Genomic DNA, 25,868 nt, shown 5'->3' with positions numbered 1-25,868 from the left:
AAATTTCTTGTTTTGCGTCCCTCCCGACCCTATCACTTGGGTTCACATTTACGTGATTAGTGTCGTGTTAAGGGGGATTTTTCCAATGGATAACACACTGATGTTCAAGTCCGTTCGCGGGCTGGAAGGCTGCGGTATTGAAGGCCTAGAAGGCAACGACGACGGCAAAAAAGCACCTGAGCTCCGCGAAGCGGTTACAATTTTTGGTACAATGAAAAACGACGATATTGTCGCAGACGAACCGGTAAAACTGGCCCGTCTTTTTAGTGGCGATGACACGTTTGTCGCAGAAGAATACGTCGAACGCATGAATGCGGACCGCGGTGACGATGACGTCACCCTGAACGATGGCGGTGGCCTGATTCTTCTGGGCAGCGGTAACGACACGCTGGAAAGCGACGGATTTGTTTTCCGTGTCCATGCAGGACGCGGTGATGATACGGTCACCCTCAATGAGGGCGGTGGCGTTGTCGGTATGGGCCGCGGTGACGACGTACTCAAACTCGGTGAGCTGATCGACAAAGCCAAGGGTGGTCTCGGCGACGATACCATCGAATTTGATTTCAACCTTGGTGAGGTCGATATCAAAGCCACGGGCAACAAGGTCGAAATCTACGACCGGTTCTCCGGCGAGAAAATGACGGTGAAGAGTTTTGAAACTTTCACTTTCAACGACAAGACGCTGAGCATTGAAGAGATCGAGGCAAACTATGCGCCTGATGCTCTGCCCGCCATTCAGGTCGGCGGCGGCACGCAGACCCTGACGGTCAACGATGTTGATCCCACGGTCAGCGTGATGTGGGACCGCACTGTGCAACAGGCGGTGATCGAAAGCGAAAACTTCAACGGACCAACCATCGCATCGCGCGCCTATTCCATGGTGCACACGGCGATGTTTGACGCTTGGGCCAGCTATGACGATGTTGCTGTCCGCGTGTCGTTCGATGAAGAGGGTGACAATGGTGCACTCGAGGCTCTGGCCGTCTCGTCAGACGCCAACAAAGAAAAGGCAATGAGCTACGCAGCCTTCACCATTCTTAATCACCTCTATCCGGAACAGGCAGACATGTTCGCAGAGGTCATGCAAGGCCGGTACGGGTATTCGTTAACCGACGACGGCAGCCAGGAAGCCGCCATCGGCATCGATGCCGCCGAAGACCTGATCGCGCTGCGCTTTACCGATGGATCAAACCAGGCAGGTGGGTTCCAGGGCAGCTACACGCCCACCAACCCGAGCCCGCTGGAGATCAACGACATCACGGCCTGGACACCGGAAAACGTGCCGATTGACCCCGAAGATGGCAATCCGGAACAGAAATTCCTGACACCACAATGGCTGGATGTCGAAGGGTTTGCCCTGGCGGAGGACGCGTTTGGCGAAACCGATTTCGATCCGACGCTGCCACCACCGCCACAGCCCTTCTTCACCGATGCACAGTCCGGCTCGACCCTGGATTTTGACGCGGGTGAGATCACTCTGGGTGCAGATGTCACGATCAATGACGTCGAATACATGGCTGGTGATGTGATCGCCGTGTCAAAAGACCTGATCGGGCCGGTCATCAATGCCGGGTTCATCGAACAGGCGGAGGAAGTGATCGAGCTATCCGCGAACCTGACCGATGAACAGAAAATCATCGCCGAGTTCTGGGAAGATGGCGGCGGCACGGCATTCCCTCCGGGCACCTTCATGACCTTCGCGCAATTCGTATCGGCGCGCGATGGCAACACACTGGATGAAGACGCGGCCATGTTCCTCGCCATGGGCAACGCGGTCATGGATGCGGGCATCGCAACCTGGCAGGCCAAGGTCGAATACGACTATGCCCGCCCGGTCCGCGCGATCCGCGATCTGGGAGAGCTGGGCCTGCTCGGCGAAATGGGTGTGGACGAACTGACCGGCGAAACCGGGTATGTGATCCAGGCCTGGGGCGGGATCGATCCCGAAACCGGCGAAGGTCTGGGCACACGCACCATTCTGGCCGAGAACTTTGTGACCTATCAGCGCCCCGGCGCGGATCCGTCACCACCCTTCGCGGAATACACATCGGGCCACAGCGCGTTCAGCGCGTCAGGTGCCGAAGTGTTGCGCCTCTTCACCGGTTCGGATGATTTCGGTGGGATGGTCACGTTTGAGCCCGGCACCGTGCAGTTCGAAAACGGCGTGCCCTTCAACGAGGAAACGCTCGCTTGGACGACCTTCTCCGAAGCTGCAGATGAAGCTGGTTTCTCGCGCCTCTACGGCGGCATCCACTTCACCGAAGGCGATGTGAACGGACGCCAGTTGGGCCGTGACGTGGGTGAAAACGCCTATGACGTGGCACAGCTCTTCATCAACGGCACAGCGACGGACGAAGATCGCCCCTTCTTTGTGGATGAATTCATCCTGACCTAAGACAAAACGTCTCCCCCGGGCCATTCCAGCGGTCCGGGGGAACCCTGCGCCACTTGGGCTGGCGCGCCGATGATTTCGGATTGCCCAAAAGTGAATTTCAACAATTCGAAAAAGTTGAATTTCTTGTGCGAAAAATTTCGATTTTCAACGTCTGAACTCCCTGCAACACTTGCCAGAGGGGACCCGCTTGTGGTCCACTTGCACCAAGCAGAGGCTACATCTGCTCGCCGCGTTGCGGCACCTGGGAGACGAATAACGGATTACACACTCACGAAACAAACACGCGGACTCCGTTCCCACTCGGAATCCGTTTCGCCCGTCTTGAGGCGGGCATCCAACAGAAGAGGAGATACCATATGACCAAGTTCACAGCCCTGATGGGCAGCACGATGATGGCACTCGCCGCGCCCGCCATGGCCGCTGATATTGTCATCGGCGTGCCAAACTGGCCCTCGGTCAATGCCACGGCACATATCCTGAAAGTGGCCATCGAGCAGAACATGGGGCTTGAGGTCGAACTGCAGAACGGCACCAACCCGATCGTGTTCGAGGCGATGGACAGCGGCGCGATGCATGTGCACCCCGAGGTTTGGATGCCAAACCAGCAGAACCTGCACGACACATTCGTCAAGGACAAAGGCACCGTCGCGATGAACCCCAACGGTGTTGAGGCGTTCCAGGGCATGTGCGTGGATCAGGCCACCGCGGATGCGCACGGCATCACCTCGATCGACGATCTGACCAACCCCGATATCGCTGCGCTCTTTGACAGCAATGGCGATGGTCAGGGCGAATTGTGGATTGGCGCGCCCGGTTGGGCCTCGACCAATATCGAGAAAATCCGTGCCAAATCATACGGCTATGCCGAAACCATGGAACTGACCGAGATTGACGAGACCGTGGCCTATGCCAATCTCGACAATGCGATCAAGGCGGGCGATCCATGGGCTGGCTTCTGCTACACGCCGCATTACGTCTTTGCGCTGCATGACATGCAGATCCTCGAAGAGCCTGCCTATGACGCGGCCAAGTGGAACGTGACGCAGCCCACAGATGATCCGAACTGGCTCGAGATTTCAGATGCGGGCGTCGCGTGGGATCTGGCGTATCTGCATGTGCATTATTCCAAAGCGCTGGAAGAATCGCACCCTGACGTGGCCAAGATGCTGTCGAACGTGAAATTCGACACAGACACGGTATCGGCCATGACCTTCGCACTGGTGATCGACAAGCAAGAGCCGCTTGCCTATGCCGAGCAGTGGGTGTCGGAGAACGAAGACGCTGTTCTGGGCTGGATGTCCGAGTGATCATCCGCCTTTTGGCAACACGCTGAAGACAGGCCGCTTGGGCACATCCCGGGCGGCCTGATCTATATCCGGGGGAAAGATATGAGCGAAACCGTCGTCAAACTGACGGATGTCTGGAAGATTTTCGGCACCCGTGCGGATGAGGCCATGGCCGCCGTCAAATCCGAAGGCATCGGCAAGCCCGAAGTGCTGGAACGGTTCGGCTGTGTGGTCGGCGTCCAGGGGGCCAGTTTCGAAGTGCCGCGTGGTGAGATTTTCTGCATCATGGGCCTTTCAGGCTCGGGCAAATCCACGCTGGTGCGCCACGTCAACCGATTGATCGAACCCACGGCGGGCAAGATCGAGATTCTGGGTCAGGACGTCTCGGCCATCTCTGACACGGAGCTGCGCCGCATTCGGGCCCAGAAAATCGGCATGGTGTTCCAGCACATGGCGCTGATGCCGCACCGGTCTGTGCGCGACAACGTGGCCTATCCCCTTGAAATCAGGAAGGTTCCCAAATCCAAACGATGGGCCGTTTCGGACCACGCATTGGGTCTCGTGGACCTGACCGGATATGAAGATCGCCTGCCCAAGGAACTCTCGGGCGGGATGCAACAGCGCGTCGGCATTGCCCGCGCACTGGCCTCAGACCCCGAAATCCTGCTGATGGATGAGCCCTTTTCGGCGCTTGATCCTCTCATCCGTCTGCAATTGCAGGACCAGTTCAAGGCACTGGTGGCACAGCTGCAAAAAACCACGCTTTTCATCACCCATGATCTGGATGAGGCCATCCGCATCGGTCACCGCATCGCCATCATGAAGGATGGTGTGATCGTGCAGATCGGCACGCCAGAGGATATCGTGATGAACCCGGCCGATGAATATGTCCGCGAATTTGTGCAGGGCATTTCCAAACTCAAACTGGTCAAGGCGCATTCCATCATGGAACCGCTGGAAAAGGCCACGGGCACGCTTGATGGAGCGCCTCGGGCAGACCACGGGGCGGATCTGGATCAGTTGATTGATCTGGCCGTGACCACCGAACAGCCCGTTGTCATCACCGATGGCGGTGCGGATGTGGGCATCGTCACCAAACCGCGTCTGCTGCGCGGCATCCAAGGGGGCAAGGATGACTAATTCAACCACCGAACTCAAAGTCACCGCCGCCTCGGATATCGAGGTGGACCGCGAAACGCTGGACGCATCGATATCCGAATTCGCCGAAGTGAATGGCGATTACTACGTGAACGCGTTTCACAAGATCCACGACGCAACGGGCGTTTTACCTAATACATTCAATATCTTCGCAGCCATTCTTGGCCCACTTTGGGCGGCATCACGTGCCATTTGGGGCATGTTCTGGACCTTCCTGATCCTCGAGGTCATTGCCTGGGTTCAGATCGGACGCGGCTGGTGGGGCAATCCCGGCGCCGACATGGCCGACCGGGCCGAACGCCAATCGATCCGCGCGCAGGAGTTGATGGACAAGGCCACCGCGGCCACCGAACAGGCCGATATCGACCGCTTCACCAAACTGGCCGGGAACATCCAGTCCGCCGCCGACAAGAGCATGGCCCAGGCCGAAGCCGCGCAGGCCGAGGCTTCGGGCATCATGATCACCGGGCTTTTGTTGTTGTTGGGGATCAAGCTCTTCCAGGGGTTCTACGCCGACCGCGCTTATGAAAAGCAATATTCCAACTGGCGGATCGATCCGGACAATACGGAAAGCGGCCGCGCACAGAAAAACACCATTATGGGCGTTGTTCTGGCCGCGCTGATCGGCCCGCTGATCGTCTACAAATTCACCGTCAACAAATCCATGGAACTGCTTGATGCCTTCCCCGAAGAGCGCGTCTCGGAGATGTTTCTGGGCGCGGGCAACGGCACGCTCTTTTCCAGATTGGCAAGCTGGATGGAGGCGCGCATTGATGCCGCCGCCGCAGCCGGGGGCGATGTCTTTGACGGGATCGTCACGGGTGTGCGCACCGTTCTGGATGCGCTGACGCTGGCGCTCAACGGCTCACCCTGGCCGGTGGTCATGCTGGTCATTTGCGTCACCGCCTGGCGCGCCGCAGGGCCCCGCGTGGCGATCTTTACCGCCGCCGCTTTGGCCTATACCGCCCTTCTGGGCTACTGGGAGGTGGCGATGGAAACCGTAGCGCTGGTGGGTGCCTCGGTGATCCTCTGCGTCGTTATCGGTATCCCGCTTGGCGTCTGGTTCGGCAAATCGCGCCGGGCTTATCGCGCGGCAGAACCGGTGCTTGACCTGATGCAGACCCTGCCCGCCTTTGTCTACCTGATCCCGATCATCGCGTTTTTCGGCACGGGTAACCCGCCGGGCATTCTGGCCACGATCATCTTTGGCATGCCGCCGGTCATCCGCCTGACCGCTTTGGGTATGCGCGGCGTGCCCGACAGCATCAAGGAGGCCGCCGAGGCGTTTGGCGCGTCGAAATGGCAGCTTCTGAAAGACGTCGAAATCCCGCTGGCCCTGCCCTCGATCATGACTGGCGTGAACCAGACGATCCTGATGTGCCTCAGTATGGTGGTGATCATCTCTCTGATTGGTGGCGGGGGTCTGGGCAAGGAAATCCTTGAGGCGTTGCAATACGCGGCCAAGGGACCGGGCCTCTTGGGAGGATTCGCCATTCTCTTCCTCGCCATGGTCATGGACCGGATCGTGCAGGGTGCGTTCCGTCGCGAAGACCAGAAAGACTAGGCCCGTTGCCAAGGAGACCGGAAAGATGACTGATCCCTATCAGAAGTCCATGATGGACAATCTCTACTGGTGGGGCATTCCCACCATGTTCCGCTGTCCCAATGAAGGGCCTGAGGGCAAGGACATTGCCCTTGTGGGTGTGCCCCATTCCACTGGCAATGGCACAACCGAGCGGGATCAGCATCTTGGGCCCCGCGCCCTGCGCCATGTGTCTGCTGTTCAGCGGCGCGTGCATTCGGTGTTTGAGATCGATCCGTGGAACGCCTGCAAGATCGCCGATGTGGGTGACGTGCCCTTCCCCCGCGCCAATGATAACGAGGATTGCATCCAGCAGATCACCGATTTCTATACCGAAATCGACGCTGCTGGCGCGCGCCCCGTGTCCATCGGCGGCGATCATTCGATCACTGGCGGGATCGTTCAGGCCCTGGGCTGCGGCAAGATCGCCGGGGGTGAGCCGGTCTGTTTCCTGCATCTGGATGCCCACACGGATGTCTTTACCAAGGTCGATCATTTCTTGGGCGCCAAGAAATCCGCCGCCCATTGGGGGGCCTATCTGGCCGATCAGGGCAAGGTTGACCCAAAGCGGTCGATGCAGATCGGATTACGCGGGCATCCGCGCAGCTTGGACTGGCTCCAGCCCTCTTATGATTACGGCTACAATATCGTCACAATGCGCGAATTTCGGCAGCGTGGATTGGCCGATGTGGTCGCTCAAACCCGCGATGTGCTGGGTGACAGGCCCGTCTACATCACATTTGATCTCGATTGTCTGGACCCTACGGTCGCCCCCGCGGTGTCCAATCTGGAGCCCGGTGAAAAAGGATTTGATATCGATGAAGCGGTTGGTATTTTGCGCGCCGCACGAGGGTTGAACGTCATCGGTGGCGATGTGGTCTGCATGATGCCCACCAAGGATTCACCTAATAATATCACGGCTTTGACAGCTGCCGCCGTGATGTTTGAAATGATCTCAATGATTGCCGAAAATTGCGCTTGAAGGGCAACTGACGCAAGTTCGTTTCGCGCGCGCGTTCCCGCGGCAAAACACTGTTTGCGCGAAATGCACTGTCGCGTGAGTTGTGTCAAATTCGTAACGAATTGCAAACATGTAATAAAACTTGTCTGGTTTCGGACGCACTATTGGCGCAATCTTAAGCCACTGTCTGCAAGTGTACTTAGTAAAGGGCTCTGTTCAGCCCGACTTGGCTGAATGGCTGCCCCAGGAAAATTGGAGCAGAACAATGGCATCAGCCAACTCACCCCAACCGCCCGTAAAGGACGACAAGGCACCTGCAAGCATGGGTGCGCAACCGCAACCGGGCGGACATAACCCAAAACCCATGATCTTCACGGATTTTGCCAGCATTTAACGCCTGGCCGGTGTTTTGACGTAAAGAGTATTGGTGCATGTATCGCACCGCGCGCATCAAGGCTGCCTTGATACCGCTACATAAGCTTCAGCCTGTAACTGGTTGTACTTGTGTGGATTAATTACTCACCCATACGGCAATGCAGATCGGTTTTTTGACCGAAAACTCTCGTTTTTGCCTATCCAGAACTTCAAATTCACGCTCTGTATGCTTATGTATACAGTATGAAAGAGACATTTCAGCAAGATTTGGACAGTGAATTAAGAGACCTGAAGAAAATGGCCCAAAGGCTCGACGCGTTGTTTCGCATTCCGGGCACGCGTCTGACGGTGGGTATTGATAACTTATTGGGATTTATTCCCATCATCGGCGACGCTGCCGCCCTGGCACCCGCTCTTTGGGTGATTTGGAAGGCGCGCAGGTTGGGCGCAACTCCCGGTGCACAGGTTGTAATGGCTGGAAATCTGGTGATCGACTTCGTTGTCGGGTCCATTCCGTTGATCGGTGACCTTTTTGATATCGCCTATAACGCCAACATCCGGAACGTGGCCCTACTGGAACGCAATCTTGAAAAGCGCGCGAACCAGGCCCGCGCCTGTGGTGATCCCGGACCGGCAGAGTACTTCGCATAAAAAAAGGCGGCACCAACACTGGCAGCCGCCTTCTTCAAATCACTGGTTGTGGGATTATCCCACCAGCTCCAGACCGGAGAAGAAATACGCGATTTCAACCGCGGCTGTTTCCGGCGCGTCGGATCCGTGAACCGAGTTTTCGCCAACGGATTCGGCGAATTCTGCGCGGACCGTGCCGGGTGCGGCATCGGCAGGGTTTGTGGCACCCATGACTTCGCGGTTCTTGGCAATCGCGCCTTCCCCTTCGAGCACCTGAACCACTACCGGCTCGGACGCCATGAACTCGCACAGCTCGCCATAGAACGGACGCTCGGCGTGCACGGCGTAGAACATGCCCGCTTGCGCCGGGGTCAGGTGGATGCGCTTTTGTGCGACGATGCGGAGACCCGCGTCCTCGAACTTGGCGTTGATCTTGCCAGTCAGGTTACGTTTGGTCGCGTCGGGTTTGATGATGCTCAGCGTGCGTTCAACAGCCATGTCAGCCTCTTTCAGAAAAGTTAAATCTCGCGCTGCCCATAACATGGGTTCCCCAATGGGGAAAGGCCCGATTGCTGGTTTTCGCCACCGGAAAAATTGGGTCTTTTTATTTCTTATTTTTTTTGTCAGGAATTGAAGCACGACGACTCACCCCCAAGCCCGAAAGGAAACAACATGACACGCAAAATCCTGATCCTGGCGCCGATTGCCCTGACCGCCACCACCGCCCTTGCCGGACCCGACGCCGCGCCGCTCAATTACGAACAGTTTGAAGCGGCTGTTCCGCATGTCGATCTGGAACAATGCCCTGAGGGCCTGTTGCAAGAAGGCACGTTCTGCCGGGCCACGCTGAACCACGAAGAAATTCACGTCTTTGTCTTCAGCGAAGACGGTGACAGCCCGCTTGTTGGGTTCGCGTCTTTCCCTGCCGATAGCCTCGCGTCAGTTCTCAAGTAAGCGACGTGGTTGACAAGCGCCGGGCGGTCCGCCATCGGTCGGCGCGATGTTGAGGATCAATGACATATCCTATGCGGTTGCTGGCCGCCCTCTGATCGAGCACGCGAGTGCTGCGATCCCCGAGGGCCACAAGGTGGGCATCGTCGGCCGCAATGGCACCGGCAAAACCACTCTCTTCCGTTTGATCCGCGGTGAATTGGCGCTGGAAACCGGGGATATTTCATTGCCGCAACGCGCCCGCATTGGCGGCGTGTCGCAGGAAGTGCCAGGCAACGATGTCTCGCTGATTGATACGGTTCTTGCGGCCGACACGGAACGTGCCGATCTGCTGGCGGAATCCGATACCGCCACCGATGCCACCCGGATTGCCGATATCCAGACCCGTCTGGCAGATATTGATGCTTGGTCAGCCGAGGCACGCGCCGCCTCGATCCTCAAGGGTCTTGGTTTCACGGATGCCGAGCAGCGGCTGCCCTGCTCGGACTTTTCCGGCGGGTGGCGGATGCGCGTTGCTCTCGCCGCTGTGCTATTTTCGCAGCCTGACCTGCTGCTTTTGGACGAACCGACCAACTATCTCGATCTGGAAGGTGCGCTCTGGCTTGAAACCTACCTGGCGCGCTACCCGCACACCGTGTTGATCGTGAGCCATGATCGCGGCCTTTTGAACCGCGCGGTGGGCTCTATCCTGCATTTGGAAGACCGCAAACTGACGCTTTACCAGGGCAATTACGATACATTCGCGGAAACCCGGGCCGCGCGTCTCCTGGCCGCCGAATCCGAGGCCAAAAAGCAAGAGGCGCGCCGCGCCCATCTGCAATCCTATGTGGATCGCTTTCGCTACAAGGCCAGCAAAGCCGTGCAGGCGCAATCGCGCCTCAAGATGATTGCCAAGCTCAAACCGATCACATCCCCCAAGGAAGCCGCCCTCAAGCGCTTCACCTTCCCGGAGCCTGAAGAACTATCGCCGCCCATCATCCATGTCGAAAGCGGCGTGATCGGGTATGACGACAAACCGGTGCTCTCGCGCCTGAACTTGCGCATCGATCAGGATGATCGCATTGCCCTTCTGGGCCGCAATGGTGAGGGCAAATCGACCCTTTCCAAACTGCTATCTGACCGTTTGGCCCTGATGCAGGGGCGCAAGACCTCTTCCTCAAAACTCCGTGTCGGGTATTTCGCGCAGCATCAGGTGGATGAGCTGCACATCGACGAAACACCGATTGATCATATCCGCCGGTTGCGCCCTGATGAGGCCCCTTCCCGTCTACGCGCCCGTTTGGGCGGGTTTGGCATCGGTGCCGAGCAGGCCGAAACGCTGGTGGGCAAGCTTTCGGGCGGGCAAAAGGCGCGACTCAGCCTGATGCTGGCCACGCTGGATGCGCCGCATCTTCTGATCCTCGACGAGCCGACCAACCACCTTGATATCGAAAGCCGCGAAGCTCTGGTCGAGGCGCTGACCGCCTATACCGGCGCGGTCATTCTGGTCAGTCATGACATGCATCTTTTGGGATTGGTGGCGGATCGGTTGTGGCTGGTCAAAGATGGCGGCGCGAGCCCTTACGAGGGCGATCTGGAAAGCTACCGCGCGCTGCTATTGGGGGCTGACAAGCCCGCCAAGACCGACGCCAAGACTAAGCCTGCAAAACGCCCCAGTCGCGAGGTTGTTCTGGCGCGTCGCCAGGAGGTTCGGCGCTGCGAGGAACGCGTCGAGAAGCTCAACGAGATGCGCGACAAGATCGCGGACAAATTGGCGGACCCGCATATCTACGATGATGAAAACGTGGTTGAGGCCACCCGCTGGCAAAAGAAATACAGCGAAGTCATGGATGGGCTGGATCGCGCCGAAGCGCTGTGGATGAAGGCGCTGGAAAAGCTGGAACAGGTTGAAACCCGGGATTAACCCTTTAGGTTGGCACAAACGCCGTTTGCCTCTTGGCGCGGCATGACCCTGACAGGAGCATGACATGACACCTCGATCCTTCACATTTGCCGCGGTGCTGGCCGCAACTCTGATCAGCTTTGCCACGGTACCGGGCGCCGTGTCGGCTCAGGACGCGCCGATCAAGATTGCGGTGGTCAATATGGACCAGGTGATTGCGCAATCAGCGGCTGGCGTGGCGCTGAGCGAGAAGCTGCAGGCGCATCAGACCGAAGCACAGGCACAATCGCAAGAGCGCGGTGCCAAGATCGAAGACTTGCGCAAGCAGATTTCCGAAGGGGTCGGCACGTTGGATCAGGCACAACTGGTCAGCCTGCAAAGCCAGTTTGAGGCGGCGCAAACCGAACTCCGCGATTTTCGGGCCGCCAAAGAGCGCGAAGCACAGGAAATCCGGACCAATGGCCTGCGCGAGATGGAAAAGCAGATCGAACCGGTCTTTGTCTCGATTCAGGAAGAGTTCGACTACGATTTGATCCTGAACCAGCAGGCAGGCCTCGTGTTGATGGTGGGCGACCGCGTGAACATCACGCAGATGGTCATCGACCGGTCGAAGTAACCCCATCGGCATAGTCGCAAAACTGCACATGATGCAGCCGGGCCGAGCGGTGCCCGGTTTCGATCACGCCGAGCGTGGGTGCGTCCTTGCCCGGCGTGAAATCATCCCAATTCCACGCGGGCCATGGCGGCGGTGCCTGATACAAAACCGCCCGCATCGACGCGAATGGCAGGCCGCGCTCCTGCCCACTGATGGCACGGTGAACATGCCCCAGAAACAGCTGGACCTCGCTCGGATGTGCCGCAAGCGCGTCCAGCAGCGCATCGCTGTCCACCAACCTGTCCTGATCTTGCATCGGCAGCCCTAGGCGGAAAGGCGGATGGTGCATGAAGACCAGCACCGGTTTGTCGCAATTGGCTTGCATCTGCGCCTTGAGCCAAGCGAGGCGCGCGGCGCAGAATGACCCGCCATCGTGACCCGGTGTCAGCGTATCCAGACAGAGGATCAGATACTCATCGACATCCATCGCATATTGCACAAAGTCCGGCATGGCATCTGCTGGCGTATCAAAAACCTGCCGGAGCATGTCGCGATCGTCATGGTTGCCCACCATCGGCAATACAGGCATCGATAGCTTGTCCAGAATGTCGTGCAGCGCCGCATAATCATCCGGTGTGGCGCGATCCACCATATCCCCTGAAATCACGCACAAGCGCGCATCGGCATGATGCTGGTTGATGTAGTCGACGGCCAATCTTGTACGCAGGCGCGGATCGTGGTTCTGAACCAAACCCTCCGCCACAAAGTGCAAATCCGTCAGCCAGATCAATTTGGTCATGGGTCCTCAGGTGTGTTTTGAGATAATCTGTTACGCACTCTAGCGCCCGGTGCGGGCGCCGCAAGCGCACGAGCCAGATTGAAATCACCCCTTGGCATTTCGCCTGATCCATGATGCAAGAGAGGTGAATTTCATCCGGGATGTGGCATGGACACCGCCTTTCTGATCACTGCCTTTGTGACGCTCTTTGTCATCATTGACCCGCCGGGCATGACACCGATGTTCCTCGCCCTGACGCAAGGCATGAGCCAGAAGCGTCGGCGGGCGATCGCCCTACGCGCCTGTCTTACCGGTGGCATCATGTTGATCTGCTTCGCCGCTTTTGGCGAGCAATTGCTGGGCTTTATCGGCATCTCGATGCATGCGTTCCGGATTGCCGGGGGCTTGTTGCTCTTTCTGACCGCGCTGGAGATGCTCTTTGAACGGCGCAGCAAACGCCGGGAAGACCGCGTTGATGAAGAAGATCACGAAGACCCGTCCATCTTTCCGCTGGCCGTGCCGCTGATTTCCGGCCCCGGGGCGATCACATCGGTCATTCTGCTTTCGGGGCAGCAAACCGGCTGGAGCGGGTTTGGCATTGTGGTCGGCGTCATGCTCAGCGTTCTGCTGATGGTCTACCTGTGCTTCCTTTCGGCGTCATTTTTCGAACGGCTGTTGGGAAAAACCGGCATCATTGTTTTGACCCGCGTGTTGGGCATGCTCCTGGCCGCACTTGCGGTGCAATTCGTGCTGGACGGGATCAAAGGCTTCGGTTTTGGCGGCTGACCTTTTGCAAATCGCGCCAAGCCCCTATATCTGATCCGAAACAAAGCCGAGGCGTATATGGACGATTTTGACACCGCACATCTGGTCTATCTGATCATGTTGGGCTGTGCTGTTGTGTTTTGGTTTGTGGCGTCAAACCGCGAAAAGCTGAGCACCGTGGTGCAACAGGCGATGATCTGGGGGCTCATATTCGTGGGTGTCATCGCGGCCATCGGCATGTGGGACAACATCAAACAAACCGTGTCGCCCAGCCAAAGCATTGCCGCCAATGGCAATCAGGTCGAATTACCGCGCAGCCCGGATGGGCATTATTACCTGACCGCCAGCGTCAATGGGGAAGCGGTGCGCTTTGTGGTCGATACCGGGGCCACGGATATCGTGCTGACCAAAAGAGACGCCGAAGCCGTTGGACTGGCACCCGAAGATCTGAACTACATCGGAACCGCCCTGACCGCCAATGGTGAGGTCAGTATTGCGCCTGTTTTCCTCGACACGGTCTCGATCGGGCCGATCCAGGACACGGATGTGGCCGCCGTGGTCAATGGGGGTGAACTGGACCAGTCACTGTTGGGCATGACCTATCTGCAGCGCTATTCCAGCGTGGAAATCACTGGGGATCGGCTGCTTTTGACCCGCTAAACGCCGGGCGGTGACAGCTCAGGTCGGATCGCGATGCAGGGCCTGACAGAGGCAATGCACTCCGCCGCCACCCAGAGTGAACATCGACATGTCAGGGTCATAAACCTCAAACCCGCGCGCCCGCATCTTTGCGTTCAACTCCGTAGCACCTGCCATCGACAACACCTTGTCATTGCCAAGCGCCACCAGATTTACGCCCAAGTTCTTGGCCTCGCGGTATTCAACCTCGATGATGTCGATACCCCAACCGCGAACGATCTCCACCAGCCAGGGTTCCATTGCATCCACACAGGCCACGGCCAGCTTGTCGGCCAGCGGCACGATCAGACCGTCCATATGCACAAATTCGCGGCTGATCGGGGCCACCACTGCTTCCCACCCTTCGGCACGGACAAATTCGGCCACTTGCTCGCTGCCTTCTTTTTCGGACCGCTCACCGCAATAACCGATCAACACGCGGCCCGGCTCAATGATGTTAAAGTCACCGCCTTCGAAGTGGCCCGCCGTGGCAAATTTCCAGATCGGAATGTCGTGATCCTGGTAGAATTTGATCACCGTCGCATAATCCGCCCGGCGGCATTTGAGCTGCATGTGGCATACCAGCGGCCCCCAGGGCGTCATGGCCGAGCTGTCGCGGGCAAAGAAATTCCGGTGCAATGCTTCATCGGCGTCCAGATAATGGCAGGTGACGTCGTTTTCCTCATAAATCGCAACCATTTCAGCATGTTGCTTCATCGCCAGTTGCAGATCGAACCGATGGCCCGTTTTATCCGCATTGGCCAATGTCCGCCCGATCAACGGCCCGGCCTCGACCCACCGGTAAAATTCGGGGCGCCCCAAGAGCACGTCATTCAGCTTGGCATGGTCATTGTTGATGCCCCATCCGCGCGACAATGGATTGTGTTTTTGCATCCCGGCACTCTCCTCCCCAGAACAGCTCTGCGCCAGCGTGGATGATCCGCGGGTCTTTTTCAACGATTGCGTGGTTAAGGCCCGTTGAGCCGCGCGAATTCTGGCCTGTTCGAATTGCATGTGTGGACATTCCGCGCCCCGCCCCCCATGTTTTGCCGAAGCCATCAGAGACACGCCCATGCCCCCACGCAAAATTATCATCGACACTGATCCCGGCCAGGATGACGCCATCGCCCTATTGCTGGCACTCGCCAGCCCTGAGGAGATTGACCTATTGGGGATTGCCTGCGTTGCCGGCAATGTCCCTCTTGATCTGACGTCCAAAAATGCGCGTATTGTCTGTGAGTTAGCAGGCAAAACGAATGTACCCGTCTATGCGGGGTGCGACCGGCCGTTGGGGCGTGAGTTGGTGACGGCGGAACATGTTCACGGCCGCACCGGGCTTGATGGTCCGGACCTGCCAGATCCCCAAATGCCCCTTTCCGATGGGCACGCGGTCGATTTCATCATCGACACATTACGCGCCCATCCGACCGGCACAGTAACCCTCTGCCCGATCGGCCCGTTGACAAATATCGCAACGGCTTTCGCCAAGGCACCTGATATCGTCGAAAAAGTGCAGGAAATCGTGTTGATGGGCGGTGCCTATTTTCAGGTCGGCAATGTCACCCCGACCGCGGAATTCAACATCTATGTGGACCCACAGGCCGCAGATGAAGTGTTCCGCTCCGGCGTGCCTATCGTCGTGATGCCGCTGGATGTGACCCATCAGGCCCTTGTGACCCGGCCGCGCAATGACGCGTTTCGCGCGTTGGACACGCCGGTGGGGACGGCCGTGGCGCAGATGACAGATTTTTTCGAACGCTATGACCGCGAGAAATATGGATCGGACGGCGCGCCGCTGCATGACCCGTGTGTGATCGCCTATTTGATCCAGCCTGCGCTCTTCACCGGGCGCGACATAAATGTGCAGATCGAAACCACCTCGCCTTTGACCCTGGGCATGACCGTCGCCGATTGGTGGGGCGTGACCGACCATCCCGCCAATGCGCGTTTTATGGGCGGCATTGATGCGGACGGATTTTTCGATCTGCTGACGGAAAGGCTGGCCCGGCTGTGACCGCCCTCAATCTTGCCAAATCTGACGATATCGACCGAGCCCTTGCCCTTGTGACAGCGTTCCACGACGAGGAAGGCCTGACCATGGATCCGGACGCGCGGCGCGCGGCGGTTCTTCCGTTGCTGGAAGGCACCCCGCATGGTGCGATTTACCTGATTGGTCCGGCGCGTGCGCCCATCGGATATGTAGCGATCAGTTTCGGCTGGTCCATAATCCATGCGGGCCTCGATGGCTTTCTGGATGAGTTCTATATCCGTCCCGGTGTACGCGGACGGGGCATCGGCTCAGAAGTGCTCCGGCAATTGCCCAAGGCGCTTTCCGGTGCGGGGTTGAAGGCGCTGCATCTGGAGGTGGCCCACGACAACAAGCGCGCACAGGATCTCTACACCCGCCTGCGCTTTGAGCCGCACCCAAACTACATGCTGATGTCACGGGAGTTCTGACATGTCGCTGCACATCCCTTTTGACAACAGCTATGTCCATCTGCCCGATTTGTTCTATGCGCGGCTTGACCCGAGCCCGGTTAAAGAACCCCGCCTGATCCAGTTCAATTTGCCGCTGGCCGAGGAGCTGGGCCTGACGCCGGGCACACCCGAAGATCAGGCGCGGGTCTTTTCCGGGACCATTGTACCTGATGGCGCTGAGCCTCTGGCACAGGCCTATGCCGGGCACCAGTTCGGAGGGTTTTCACCGCAATTGGGGGATGGGCGCGCAAATCTATTGGGCGAGGTCGTGGACAAAAATGGACAGCGCCGCGATATCCAGTTGAAAGGGTCTGGCCCGACACCGTGGTCGCGCATGGGCGACGGGCGCGCGTGGCTGGGGCCGGTTCTACGCGAATACGTCGTGTCCGAGGCGATGCACGCGCTTGGCATACCCACCAGCCGTGCCTTGGCAGCCGTGGCCACGGGCGAGCCCGTTCTGCGAGAGACTGGCGCCCTGCCCGGTGCGGTTCTGACCCGAGTGGCCAGCAGCCATATCCGCGTCGGCACTTTTCAGTATTTTGCCGCGCGGCGGAATGTAGAAGCGCTTCAAACGCTATTTGATCACGCCACAGCGCGGCATTACCCGGACATCAAGGAGCCCGGCGCGTTTCTGCGGGCCGTGATTGACCGGCAGGCGGAATTGGTTGCGCGCTGGATGTCCGTGGGCTTTATCCACGGTGTGATGAACACCGACAATACCACTATTTCCGGTGAGACCATTGATTACGGCCCCTGCGCCTTCATGGATGTCTTTCATCCTAGCACCAAATTCAGTTCGATCGATCTGCATGGCCGCTATGCCTATGAAAATCAAGCCAATATTATCGTCTGGAACATGGCGCAACTGGCCACGGCTCTGGTCCCCTTGATGCCCGATACCGAGGCCGCGATCGAAGATTTTACCCAAGCCGTGCATGACATGCCGGATGTGATCCATCGCTATTGGCTGGCCCATTTTGGGCGCAAGATCGGCTTGGCGGACGCAACCAAAGACGATGAAGACATGATCATTGACCTGCAGCGGCTGATGGCCACGCAACAGGCGGATTTCACCAATACGTTCCGCGCTCTGGCCGAGGGTACGGCGCGCGATCAATTCATTGACCCTGCGGCCTTTGACCCATGGGAGACGTCCTGGCGTGACCGGCTGAGCCGTGAAGACGGGCCGAAGCAACGGATGCGCGCCGCAAACCCCAGCCTCATTCCTCGCAATCACCGGATTGAGGAGATGATCGCCGCCGCCGTTGACGGTGATTTCGCGCCGTTCGAGCGTCTGCTCACACATCTGGCAACGCCCTATGCAGACGCGCCGGAGGCGGCGGATCTGAAACGTCCGCCAGAACCGTCGGAAGTGGTGCAGGAGACGTTCTGCGGGACATAACGCCGTTTTTGCTGCGGCTGGCCCTGCCCTGTTATGCGTGGTAGCACCTGCGCAAGGTAAAGAGTTGGGGGCGGCGCGGGCATGAACATTCTGCAAATCGCATCATTATTGATCGTGATGGCCGGTGCCTTTGGTGCCATCAACTATCTCTTTCTCAAACTTCCCTCCTCCATCGGCATTCTGATTGTGGCGCTGCTGGCGTCCTTTGCGCTGTTGGCCGTTGATATGATGGTGCCCGCCCTTGGCATGGCCGATCAGATCCGGAGCATTGTCACCGGCATCGATTTCTCGGATGCATTGCTGGAAGGCATGTTGGGGCTGCTGCTTTTTGCCGGGGCATTGCATGTCAAAATCTCGGATTTGCGCGCGCAATGGCGGCTGGTATTCCTGATGGCCACGATCGGAGTGGGTCTGTCGACCGCTGTTGTGGGGTTCGGCTTCAGTTGGATCACCGGCATGCCCCTGATGATTGCGCTGGTTTTTGGCGCGCTGATATCGCCCACGGATCCGGTTGCCGTTCTGGGCGTGCTGCGGGAGGCCAATCTGGCCAAATCGCTTGAAACCAAGATCGCCGGTGAAAGCCTCTTTAACGACGGTGTGGGCTATGTGGTCTTTCTGGTTCTGGTCGGCATGGCCTTTCCGGCGGATGACCATCATGGCAGTGGCCTTGCGGATGCGGCCATGCTTTTTGTGCAGGAGGCTCTGGGCGGCGCGGCATTGGGCATCGCACTTGGCTGGCTCACATTCCGGGTCATGCGGCGCATTGACGACTATTCACTCGAAGTGTTGCTGACGCTTGGCCTCGCCTTTGGTGGCTATGAACTGGCGGTCTACCTGCATGTTTCTGCCCCCATCATGGCGGTCTGTGCCGGGCTTTTGATCGGCGACGTGGGGACAAAATTCGGGATGAGCGAAGAAACCCGCCAATATGTCGACGGGTTCTGGAAGCTGATCGATGAAATTCTGAACGCCGTCCTGTTCCTGATGATCGGGTTCGAGGTTTTTGCCGTCACCTTCGAAATGGAATTCCTGCGCGCCGCGGTGCTGGCACTGTTGCTTGCGTTGGTGGGTCGTCTGACCGCCGTCGCGGTCCCGGTTCTGCTCCTGCGCCCCTTCCGCAGTTTTTCGCCCGGCGTGATCCCGATTATGACATGGGGCGGGCTCAAGGGCGGGATATCCGTGGCGCTTGCCCTGTCGTTGCCGGAAGGTGAATGGAAGCCCATCATCCTGACCGCAACCTATGTCATCGTGATATTTTCCATTATTGTGCAGGGGCTTACCGTCGGTCGACTGGCCAATCGGCTGGGCCGCGAGCCGGATCTGGTCTGACTACGCGTTCACGCGCATTTCCACCGATGAGACGAATATTCTACTATTCCCCTGCCGCTAGGGTGTGAAACTGTGGCAGTGTGATGCGTGGAAATATTGGGAGGACAACCATGAGTATGATGAAAACACTGGCCAAAGTGGCCATCGGGGTGGCGTTGGCAAAGGGGGCCAGCGGCATGATGAAGGGCCGCGGCAGCGCGCAGGCACAGGGCCGTCCGGGATCCGGCGGGCTCTTTGGTGGTGAACATTCGCCACAGCGCCAGCAGCCACAAGGCCAGCAAGGCGGCGGCCTTGAAGACATGCTGGGTTCGATCCTCGGCGGCGGTGCCGGTGGTGGTGCATCTCAAGGGGGTGGCGCCGGCGGTCTGGGCGGTCTTCTCGAACAGCTTGCGGGCGGACAGACACGTGGTACTTCCGGCGGCGGTGGCGGTCTGAATGACCTGCTCGGCGGTCTGGCCGGTGCGGTACAAAAAGGCGGTGGCTCCGGCGGTCTGGGCGGATTGCTCGGCGGTCTTGTGGGCGCAGGTGCCGCCAAGGCGGGCACCGGTGGCGGCGGTTTTGGCGATCTGCTGAACCAGGCGATCACCCGTCAGGACGAGCCCGAAGTTCAGCCCTCGGATGATCAAGAAGCGATGGCGGCTGTCATGCTGCGCGCGATGATCCAGGCGATGAAATCGGACGGCGAGATCGATCAGGCCGAACAGGGCAAACTGATGGACCGTCTGGGCGATGTCTCAGCCGAGGAACGCGCATTTGTGCAAAACGAGATGCGGCGGCCTGTGGACATTGAGGAATTGGCCAATGACGTGCCGCGCGGGTTGGAACAGCAGGTCTATGCGATGTCGGTGATGGGCATCGACCTCGACAGCCAAAGCGAGGCGCAATATCTGCATCAGCTTGGCCGCGCGATGAACCTGACGCCTGACGCGATCAACGCGATTCATGATCAACTGGGTGCGCAACGCATCTACGCCTGATTGCGCTCAACCCAATAAAAAACCCGCGGAGAGGTCACCTCACCGCGGGTTTTTCTTTTAAGCAGCCTTGCGGGGCGCCTTGTTGCGGCGGCGTCGATTGGGACGACCCCCGCCGGGTTTCTGGCCCCCGGGCTTGCCGTTGTGCTGACCACCGGGTTGCCCGCCATGGGCCCCGTCACGGGACTGCCCGCCAGCGTGACCTTTGTTGCCACCAGGTTTGCGTGACCGGCGCCGTGGACCACCGCGCCCTTTGGGTTTGCCGGGTTCATCCAGCTTCTCCCATGGACGACCGGAGGCAACCGGGATCGACAGGCCCATCACTTTCTGGATGTCTTTCAACTCACCCATTTCATCCGGCGCGCAAAACGCAACGGCCATGCCATCACGGCCGGCACGCGCGGTGCGACCGATCCGGTGCACATAGTTTTCCGGCACATTGGGCAGATCAAAATTATAGACATGTTTCACATCAGGAATATCAAGGCCCCGCGCCGCCACATCCGTGGCCACCAACACCTTGACCTGACCGTCGCGGAACGCCTTGAGTGCACGATCCCGCTGGCCCTGGCTTTTGTTGCCGTGAATGGCCGCCACAGAAAACCCTGAGGCTTCCAGCTTCTTGGCCAGCTTGTCCGAACCATGTTTGGTGCGGCCAAAGACCAGCGCCAGTTCATCCCTGTGTTTGCCCAGTAGCTCAATCAGCAGGTTGGGCTTTTCCGCCTTGGCGATGAAATGGATCGACTGTTCGATCTTGTCCACGGCCTTGCCCGGAGGGCTGACCTGCACGCGCTTTGGATGGGTCAGATAGCTTGCGGCAATCTCTTCCATCTGCTTTGGCATGGTGGCCGAAAAGAGCATGGTCTGACGCTCTTCCGGCAGAAGATCCGCGATTTTGCGCAGGGCGTGGATGAACCCCAGATCAAGCATCTGATCGGCCTCGTCCAGCACCAGAAAGCGCGTCGCATCCAGCCGCATCGCCCGGCGGTCCAACAGGTCGAGCAACCGCCCCGGTGTCGCCACCAGCACATCGGTGCCCCGCTCCAGCCGTTTGATCTGTGCATTGATCGATGCACCACCCACCACAACACCGATCTTGATCGGCGTGTCACGTACCATGGGCAATAGCGCGTCGCGTATCTGACCCGCCAATTCGCGGGTCGGGGCAAGGATCAGGCTGCGCACGGTACGCGGTTCCGGCTTGCCGTGCATTTCCATCAGCTGCGCCAACAGCGGCAACCCAAAGGCCGCCGTCTTGCCGGTACCCGTCTGGGCCAGGCCCATAACATCATGGCCATCAAGCGCATGCGGGATTGCATGGGTCTGGATCGGCGTCGGCTCTTCGATGCCCATGGCGGTCAGTTTCTTGACCAGCGGGGCCGGAAGCCCCATTTCTGCAAATAAATTCACTTCGTTCCTTTCGGATCGCATCGCCCCGATGGCACATGCGAAAACATAACATTCAACCCCGCGCCATATGGCCATCGGGGTCGCTCTCGTGGTTACGCCTGCATCCTCACCGGCACGCAACATTGCGCTCTGGCCGATCAGACGTCTGGCCCCACGCGTGATTTTGGGATCAATCGCTCGACATTCCGCTTATCTTTGTGCGCCTGTCCGATTTCGGACTTGATCAGGCGCGCGTCTGCTCACGCGGCAGGAAACGTCGGTTGGTGGCTACATGAGGTGTTCAGCCTTTAAAGTCAACATGATGCGTCAAGATGTCTGGAAAATGGTGCATATTCCCGCTATCCACCCTGCGGATGAGAGACAAGGGCCAGAGATGACCGATACGATCACACAGCGTTGCGCGCAAAAAGGCCTGCAGATGACACCGCAGCGCATGCTCATTGCCGAGGTGCTTGAGGCCGCGAAAGATCACCCCGATGTCGAAGTGCTGCATGAACGCGCCCTGGCACAGGATCCCAGCATCACCGTGGCCACGGTGTTTCAGACCGTGAAGCTGTTTGAGGAGGCCGGCATTATTGACACCGTTCAATTTGGCGGTGGGCGGTTTGGCGATGGCCGCACCCGGTATGAAGACGCAACCCGCGCGCATCACGATCATCTGATTGATATGCACACCGGCGACGTGATCGAATTCGTTGATCCGGACATCGAGGCATTGCAGGAAAAGATCGCGGCGAAACTGGGGTATGAGCTGAAGGGGCACAAGCTTGAACTCTACGGGGTTCGGCTCAAGAAAGACTAGGGTGGATGGCCGCTTGTCAAAGCGGTGCCACAGGCGTAGGCCTGTAGTCTGAAACCACCCCGAGGCAGGCATGGACAATATTCGCGGCAGCGCCCTGATGGTACTGGCCATGGCCGGGTTCGCGCTGGAAGACACTTTCGTCAAACTGCTCTCGGCCAATCTGCCGGTCGGGCAAATCCTTGTCATGATGGGCATTGGTGGCACGCTGATCTTTGGCGCGGCCAGCCTCTGGCAACGCGACAGTTTCTTTTCACGCGATGTCTTCATCGGCTCTGTCATGCTGCGCAACCTGGGTGAGCTGGTGGCCGCGTTTGGGTACATTACCGCGCTCACGCTCATCCCGCTGTCTTCTGTTGCGGCCATCCTGCAGGCCACGCCCCTGTGCGTCACTCTTGGCGCCGCGCTCTTTATGGGTGAGCAGGTAGGCTGGCGCCGATGGGGCGCGATTTTTGTGGGCTTCTTCGGGGTGCTGATGATCATCCGCCCCGGTCTCGACGGGTTTCAACCTGCATCACTTTTTGCCGTGATCGGCGTGGCCGGACTGGCGCTGCGCGATCTGTCGACACGTGCCATTCCGTCCAGCGTGTCTTCGATGCAGTTGTCCGGATATGCCTTTGCCACCGTCATTCTGATCGGTCTGATCCTGCTTGGCATCAACGGCGGGGCGACGCGCCCTACCCCGCTCAACTGGCTTCACCTCAGCGGCACGATCTTTTTTGGCGTTCTGGGGTATTATGCGATTGTTGCGGCCATGCGCATTGGTGACGTCTCATCCGTCACACCCTTTCGCTACACACGGCTGATCTTCTCGCTGATCATCGGGATCATGATCTTTGGCGAACAACCCGATTGGCTGACCTACACCGGGGCGGCGCTGATCATTGCAAGCGGGCTTTATTCCATTCTGCGCGAACGAAAGCTGCAGAACAGAATCTCTGGCAGGGTAACGTTACACTGGTTTTGCGTTAGCGCTAACATTACACATTTACATTCCTGCCCCACCTGCTATTACAGCGCCAAAATCTGACACCTCCGAGGGACCGACCATGAGCACCATCATCGACATTCACGCGCGCGAAATTCTGGACAGCCGGGGCAATCCGACGGTCGAAGTCGATGTGATCCTGGAGGATGGCACAATGGGACGGGCGGCGGTGCCGTCTGGCGCGTCCACCGGCGCGCATGAAGCCGTTGAAAAACGCGATGGTGACAAGGCGCGCTACATGGGCAAAGGCGTGCTGGAAGCCGTGGCGGCCGTGAATGGCGAGATTGCCGAAGATTTACTGGGTATGGACGCCACCGAACAGGTGGGCGTCGACATGGCCATGATCGAGCTGGACGGCACACCCAACAAAGGCCGCCTGGGGGCCAATGCGATCCTGGGCGTCAGCCTGGCCTGCGCCAAAGCGGCCGCTGATTTTTCGGCGCAACCGCTTTTCCGCTATGTCGGCGGCACCTCGGCCCGCGTTTTGCCCGTGCCGATGATGAACATCATCAATGGGGGCGAACATGCCGATAACCCGATCGACATTCAGGAATTCATGATCATGCCCGTCAGCGCGGGCAATATCCGCGACGCCGTACGCATGGGCGCCGAAGTCTTCCACACGCTCAAAAAAGAGCTGACCGCAGCGGGCTTGTCGACAGGCATCGGCGACGAAGGCGGGTTTGCCCCCAATATCGCGTCCACGCGCGAAGCATTGGATTTCATTCTGAAATCCATCGACAAGGCCGGATACAAGGCGGGTGCAGATATCTATCTGGCACTTGACTGTGCGGCGACCGAATACTTCAAAGATGGCAAGTATGTCTTTGCAGGGGAAGGGAAATCCCTGTCATCGGACGAAAATGTCAGCTACCTTGAAGCGCTGGTGAACGACTACCCGATCATCTCCATCGAAGATGGCATGTCCGAAGATGACTGGGATGGGTGGACCGCCCTGACCGCAGCGATTGGCGACAAGGTACAATTGGTCGGTGATGACCTTTTTGTCACCAACCCAACCCGTCTTGCCGAGGGCATTGAACGGGGTGCTGCCAATTCGATGCTGGTCAAGGTCAACCAGATCGGCAGCCTGACCGAGACCCTCAAGGCCGTTGATATGGCGCACCGCGCGCGCATGACTAACGTGATGTCGCACCGGTCGGGCGAGACCGAGGACGCCACGATTGCGGATCTGGCAGTGGCCACCAATTGCGGCCAGATCAAAACCGGATCTCTGGCGCGTTCGGATCGGCTGGCCAAGTACAACCAGTTGATCCGCATCGAAGAAGCATTGGGTGAAACCGCAGAATATGCCGGGCGGTCAATTCTGCGCTAAGACCGCGTATTCGCGTTGAAACGTTGCGGCCTGTAGGGGGTCAATTGCGCGGCATTGCTGCCGTCGATGACCTCCCGCGCAATCAATTCGCCCATCAACGCCCCCAACGTGACCCCGCTATGCATCACCGCGAGGTAGAGGCCTTGCGGCCCGCACACCCCGACGGCAGGCAAGCCATCCGCCGGAACCGGACGATAGGCCACGGCAATTTCCTCCAGTTCCAGTTTCGCCTTGGGCATCAGCGCACACAGCCGCCGCAACGTATCCTGAGCCAAGGCATGCGGGGCATGTGGCAATTCCTCACGGTTGTCCGCCTGATGTGCCGCGGACGTGGGCGCGATAATGCGCCCGGTCGGGTCTTGTCTGAATTCCAGCTCCGGACTGACCATGACGTGATCCAGAAGCGGCGGTAGAGGCCGCGTGCGCATCAGTGCCCCGGGCCGTTTAAGCATCGGCAAAGCCACATCAACATCGCGCAAAAGCCCGGCGCTGCCGTTCCCTGCCGCGACAATGACCGTATCGGCGTGCATTGACCCTTGCGCAGTTTGAACGCCCACAACCCGCTCCCCGCGCAATTCAAACCCTGTCACATCGCACCCCAGGAACACCTCAGCGCCGCGGGCCTTGGCGTGCTCCAACAGTTCAGCCGTTAACTTATGGGGTTCTCCTACACCCTCCGCCGGAAACAAAAGCGCTTCGATCCGTCCATCCCCAATGGCTGGCGCAATCCTCGAAAATGCACCCTTATCAATATGTTCAACGGGATACTTAAACGCGCTCAGATCGGCTTGCATCTTTTTCAACCCTGCGCCCTGCTCTTCCCACCACAGACACCCGGGCCATGACACGCTCAAATCCGGCTGCTCCGCATGCAAACGTCGCCACGCGTTGATGCCTTCAGCGCGCAGGTGGTGATGCGTCTCATCCAGATAGAAACTCGCGTTGATCCACCCAAAGGAATGTCCGGATGCGCCGCTCGCCGGTTGATGCGCGTCCAGAACACGCACCTGCGCCCCGGTTTTCGACAATTGGTAGGCCACGGATGCACCAATCAACCCCGCGCCCACAATGATGACCGTCTGTGCCGACATGTGCTCTTTCCCTTGGTTTCACCGC

Annotated in this window: 24 protein-coding genes; 19 read left to right on the top strand and 5 right to left on the bottom strand. The window is 58.7% G+C overall.

Annotated features, from left to right (window positions below; translation table 11 throughout):
• Window positions 1-85 precede the first annotated feature (85 nt).
• The 6 genes from ACZ1HJ_RS14360 (at window position 86) to ACZ1HJ_RS14335 (ending at window position 8,408) form a co-directional block, all read left to right on the top strand.
• Complete coding sequence (locus tag ACZ1HJ_RS14360) at window positions 86-2,395, top strand: vanadium-dependent haloperoxidase (RefSeq protein WP_472719339.1); 2,310 nt, start codon at window positions 86-88, stop codon at window positions 2,393-2,395.
• Window positions 2,396-2,751: 356 nt separating this feature from the next.
• Window positions 2,752-3,702 carry an ABC transporter substrate-binding protein gene (locus tag ACZ1HJ_RS14355; RefSeq protein ID WP_472719338.1) on the top strand — a complete coding sequence of 317 codons (951 nt, stop codon included), beginning with the start codon at window positions 2,752-2,754 and terminating at the stop codon, window positions 3,700-3,702.
• A gap of 81 nt (window positions 3,703-3,783) precedes the next feature.
• Window positions 3,784-4,821 (top strand): quaternary amine ABC transporter ATP-binding protein, encoded by a 1,038-nt coding sequence (locus tag ACZ1HJ_RS14350; protein ID WP_472719337.1) that lies wholly within the window; start codon window positions 3,784-3,786, stop codon window positions 4,819-4,821.
• Entirely contained in the window at window positions 4,814-6,403 is a 1,590-nt protein-coding gene (locus tag ACZ1HJ_RS14345; RefSeq protein ID WP_472719336.1) for an ABC transporter permease, read from the top strand. Before ACZ1HJ_RS14350 ends, ACZ1HJ_RS14345 begins: the two co-directional genes overlap by 8 nt.
• Before the next feature lie 25 nt (window positions 6,404-6,428).
• Complete coding sequence (locus ACZ1HJ_RS14340; RefSeq protein WP_472719335.1) at window positions 6,429-7,403, top strand: arginase family protein; 975 nt, start codon at window positions 6,429-6,431, stop codon at window positions 7,401-7,403.
• A gap of 597 nt (window positions 7,404-8,000) precedes the next feature.
• Window positions 8,001-8,408, top strand: a complete 408-nt coding sequence (locus ACZ1HJ_RS14335) for a DUF4112 domain-containing protein (protein ID WP_472719334.1) — start codon at window positions 8,001-8,003, stop codon at window positions 8,406-8,408.
• Between the two features lie 54 nt (window positions 8,409-8,462).
• On the opposite strand, the gene ndk is transcribed toward ACZ1HJ_RS14335, so the two are convergent.
• On the bottom strand, window positions 8,463-8,885 hold the full coding sequence (ndk, locus tag ACZ1HJ_RS14330) for a nucleoside-diphosphate kinase (protein ID WP_472719333.1): 423 nt from the start codon (window positions 8,883-8,885) through the stop codon (window positions 8,463-8,465).
• 174 nt (window positions 8,886-9,059) lie between these two features.
• Here ndk and ACZ1HJ_RS14325 point away from each other — a divergent pair, with 174 nt between their 5' ends.
• The 3 genes from ACZ1HJ_RS14325 to ACZ1HJ_RS14315 all read left to right on the top strand — a co-directional run bounded on the left by ACZ1HJ_RS14325 (window position 9,060) and on the right by ACZ1HJ_RS14315 (window position 11,836).
• Window positions 9,060-9,341 carry a hypothetical protein gene (locus ACZ1HJ_RS14325; protein WP_472719332.1) on the top strand — a complete coding sequence of 94 codons (282 nt, stop codon included), beginning with the start codon at window positions 9,060-9,062 and terminating at the stop codon, window positions 9,339-9,341.
• A 46-nt stretch (window positions 9,342-9,387) separates the two neighbouring features.
• Window positions 9,388-11,241 (top strand): ABC-F family ATP-binding cassette domain-containing protein, encoded by a 1,854-nt coding sequence (locus tag ACZ1HJ_RS14320; protein ID WP_472719331.1) that lies wholly within the window; start codon window positions 9,388-9,390, stop codon window positions 11,239-11,241.
• 64 nt (window positions 11,242-11,305) lie between these two features.
• On the top strand, window positions 11,306-11,836 hold the full coding sequence (locus ACZ1HJ_RS14315) for an OmpH/Skp family outer membrane protein (protein WP_472719330.1): 531 nt from the start codon (window positions 11,306-11,308) through the stop codon (window positions 11,834-11,836).
• On the opposite strand, the gene ACZ1HJ_RS14310 is transcribed toward ACZ1HJ_RS14315, so the two are convergent.
• On the bottom strand, window positions 11,817-12,614 hold the full coding sequence (locus tag ACZ1HJ_RS14310; RefSeq protein WP_472719329.1) for a metallophosphoesterase: 798 nt from the start codon (window positions 12,612-12,614) through the stop codon (window positions 11,817-11,819). The two genes, ACZ1HJ_RS14315 and ACZ1HJ_RS14310, sit on opposite strands and share 20 nt — an antisense overlap.
• 147 nt (window positions 12,615-12,761) lie before the next feature.
• Between ACZ1HJ_RS14310 and ACZ1HJ_RS14305 the strand changes: the two genes are divergently transcribed.
• Together ACZ1HJ_RS14305 and ACZ1HJ_RS14300 are read left to right on the top strand one after the other, a co-directional pair.
• Window positions 12,762-13,379, top strand: coding sequence for a MarC family protein (locus ACZ1HJ_RS14305; RefSeq protein ID WP_472719328.1), 618 nt, complete (start codon window positions 12,762-12,764; stop codon window positions 13,377-13,379).
• 57 nt (window positions 13,380-13,436) lie between these two features.
• The gene (locus ACZ1HJ_RS14300; RefSeq protein WP_472719327.1) at window positions 13,437-14,018 is read left to right on the top strand and encodes a retropepsin-like aspartic protease family protein; all 582 of its coding nucleotides are present in this window, start codon (window positions 13,437-13,439) and stop codon (window positions 14,016-14,018) included.
• 18 nt (window positions 14,019-14,036) lie between these two features.
• Here the strand turns inward: ACZ1HJ_RS14300 and ACZ1HJ_RS14295 are convergent, their stop codons facing one another.
• Window positions 14,037-14,930, bottom strand: coding sequence for a dimethylarginine dimethylaminohydrolase family protein (locus ACZ1HJ_RS14295; protein ID WP_472719326.1), 894 nt, complete (start codon window positions 14,928-14,930; stop codon window positions 14,037-14,039).
• Window positions 14,931-15,108: 178 nt separating this feature from the next.
• Here ACZ1HJ_RS14295 and ACZ1HJ_RS14290 point away from each other — a divergent pair, with 178 nt between their 5' ends.
• The 5 genes from ACZ1HJ_RS14290 to ACZ1HJ_RS14270 all read left to right on the top strand — a co-directional run bounded on the left by ACZ1HJ_RS14290 (window position 15,109) and on the right by ACZ1HJ_RS14270 (window position 20,222).
• A complete protein-coding gene (locus ACZ1HJ_RS14290) occupies window positions 15,109-16,050 on the top strand; it encodes a nucleoside hydrolase (RefSeq protein ID WP_472719325.1) in 942 nt (313 codons plus the stop codon).
• Window positions 16,047-16,493: a GNAT family N-acetyltransferase gene (locus ACZ1HJ_RS14285; protein ID WP_472719324.1), complete on the top strand. Its 447-nt coding sequence runs from the start codon at window positions 16,047-16,049 to the stop codon at window positions 16,491-16,493. The genes ACZ1HJ_RS14290 and ACZ1HJ_RS14285 overlap by 4 nt, the downstream gene beginning before the upstream one ends.
• Before the next feature lies 1 nt (window position 16,494).
• Window positions 16,495-17,916, top strand: a complete 1,422-nt coding sequence (locus ACZ1HJ_RS14280) for a protein adenylyltransferase SelO (RefSeq protein WP_472719323.1) — start codon at window positions 16,495-16,497, stop codon at window positions 17,914-17,916.
• Between the two features lie 81 nt (window positions 17,917-17,997).
• Window positions 17,998-19,245: a cation:proton antiporter gene (locus ACZ1HJ_RS14275; protein WP_472719322.1), complete on the top strand. Its 1,248-nt coding sequence runs from the start codon at window positions 17,998-18,000 to the stop codon at window positions 19,243-19,245.
• A gap of 110 nt (window positions 19,246-19,355) precedes the next feature.
• Entirely contained in the window at window positions 19,356-20,222 is an 867-nt protein-coding gene (locus ACZ1HJ_RS14270; RefSeq protein ID WP_472719321.1) for a DUF533 domain-containing protein, read from the top strand.
• 57 nt (window positions 20,223-20,279) lie between these two features.
• Here ACZ1HJ_RS14270 and ACZ1HJ_RS14265 read toward each other — a convergent pair whose 3' ends face one another.
• Window positions 20,280-21,629, bottom strand: a complete 1,350-nt coding sequence (locus ACZ1HJ_RS14265; protein WP_472719320.1) for a DEAD/DEAH box helicase — start codon at window positions 21,627-21,629, stop codon at window positions 20,280-20,282.
• 373 nt (window positions 21,630-22,002) lie between these two features.
• Between ACZ1HJ_RS14265 and ACZ1HJ_RS14260 the strand changes: the two genes are divergently transcribed.
• The 3 genes from ACZ1HJ_RS14260 (at window position 22,003) to eno (ending at window position 24,752) form a co-directional block, all read left to right on the top strand.
• Window positions 22,003-22,431: a Fur family transcriptional regulator gene (locus tag ACZ1HJ_RS14260; RefSeq protein WP_472719319.1), complete on the top strand. Its 429-nt coding sequence runs from the start codon at window positions 22,003-22,005 to the stop codon at window positions 22,429-22,431.
• A 70-nt stretch (window positions 22,432-22,501) separates the two neighbouring features.
• Window positions 22,502-23,458, top strand: a complete 957-nt coding sequence (locus tag ACZ1HJ_RS14255; RefSeq protein ID WP_472719318.1) for a DMT family transporter — start codon at window positions 22,502-22,504, stop codon at window positions 23,456-23,458.
• A 19-nt stretch (window positions 23,459-23,477) separates the two neighbouring features.
• Window positions 23,478-24,752 carry a phosphopyruvate hydratase gene (gene eno / locus ACZ1HJ_RS14250; RefSeq protein ID WP_472719317.1) on the top strand — a complete coding sequence of 425 codons (1,275 nt, stop codon included), beginning with the start codon at window positions 23,478-23,480 and terminating at the stop codon, window positions 24,750-24,752.
• On the opposite strand, the gene ACZ1HJ_RS14245 is transcribed toward eno, so the two are convergent.
• Window positions 24,749-25,843 carry an NAD(P)/FAD-dependent oxidoreductase gene (locus ACZ1HJ_RS14245; RefSeq protein ID WP_472719316.1) on the bottom strand — a complete coding sequence of 365 codons (1,095 nt, stop codon included), beginning with the start codon at window positions 25,841-25,843 and terminating at the stop codon, window positions 24,749-24,751. The genes eno and ACZ1HJ_RS14245 overlap by 4 nt on opposite strands.
• Window positions 25,844-25,868: the final 25 nt, after the last annotated feature.

Source organism: Roseovarius sp. JB2-10 (assembly GCF_055693585.1).
This window is presented reverse-complemented; position numbering and strand designations above follow the sequence as displayed.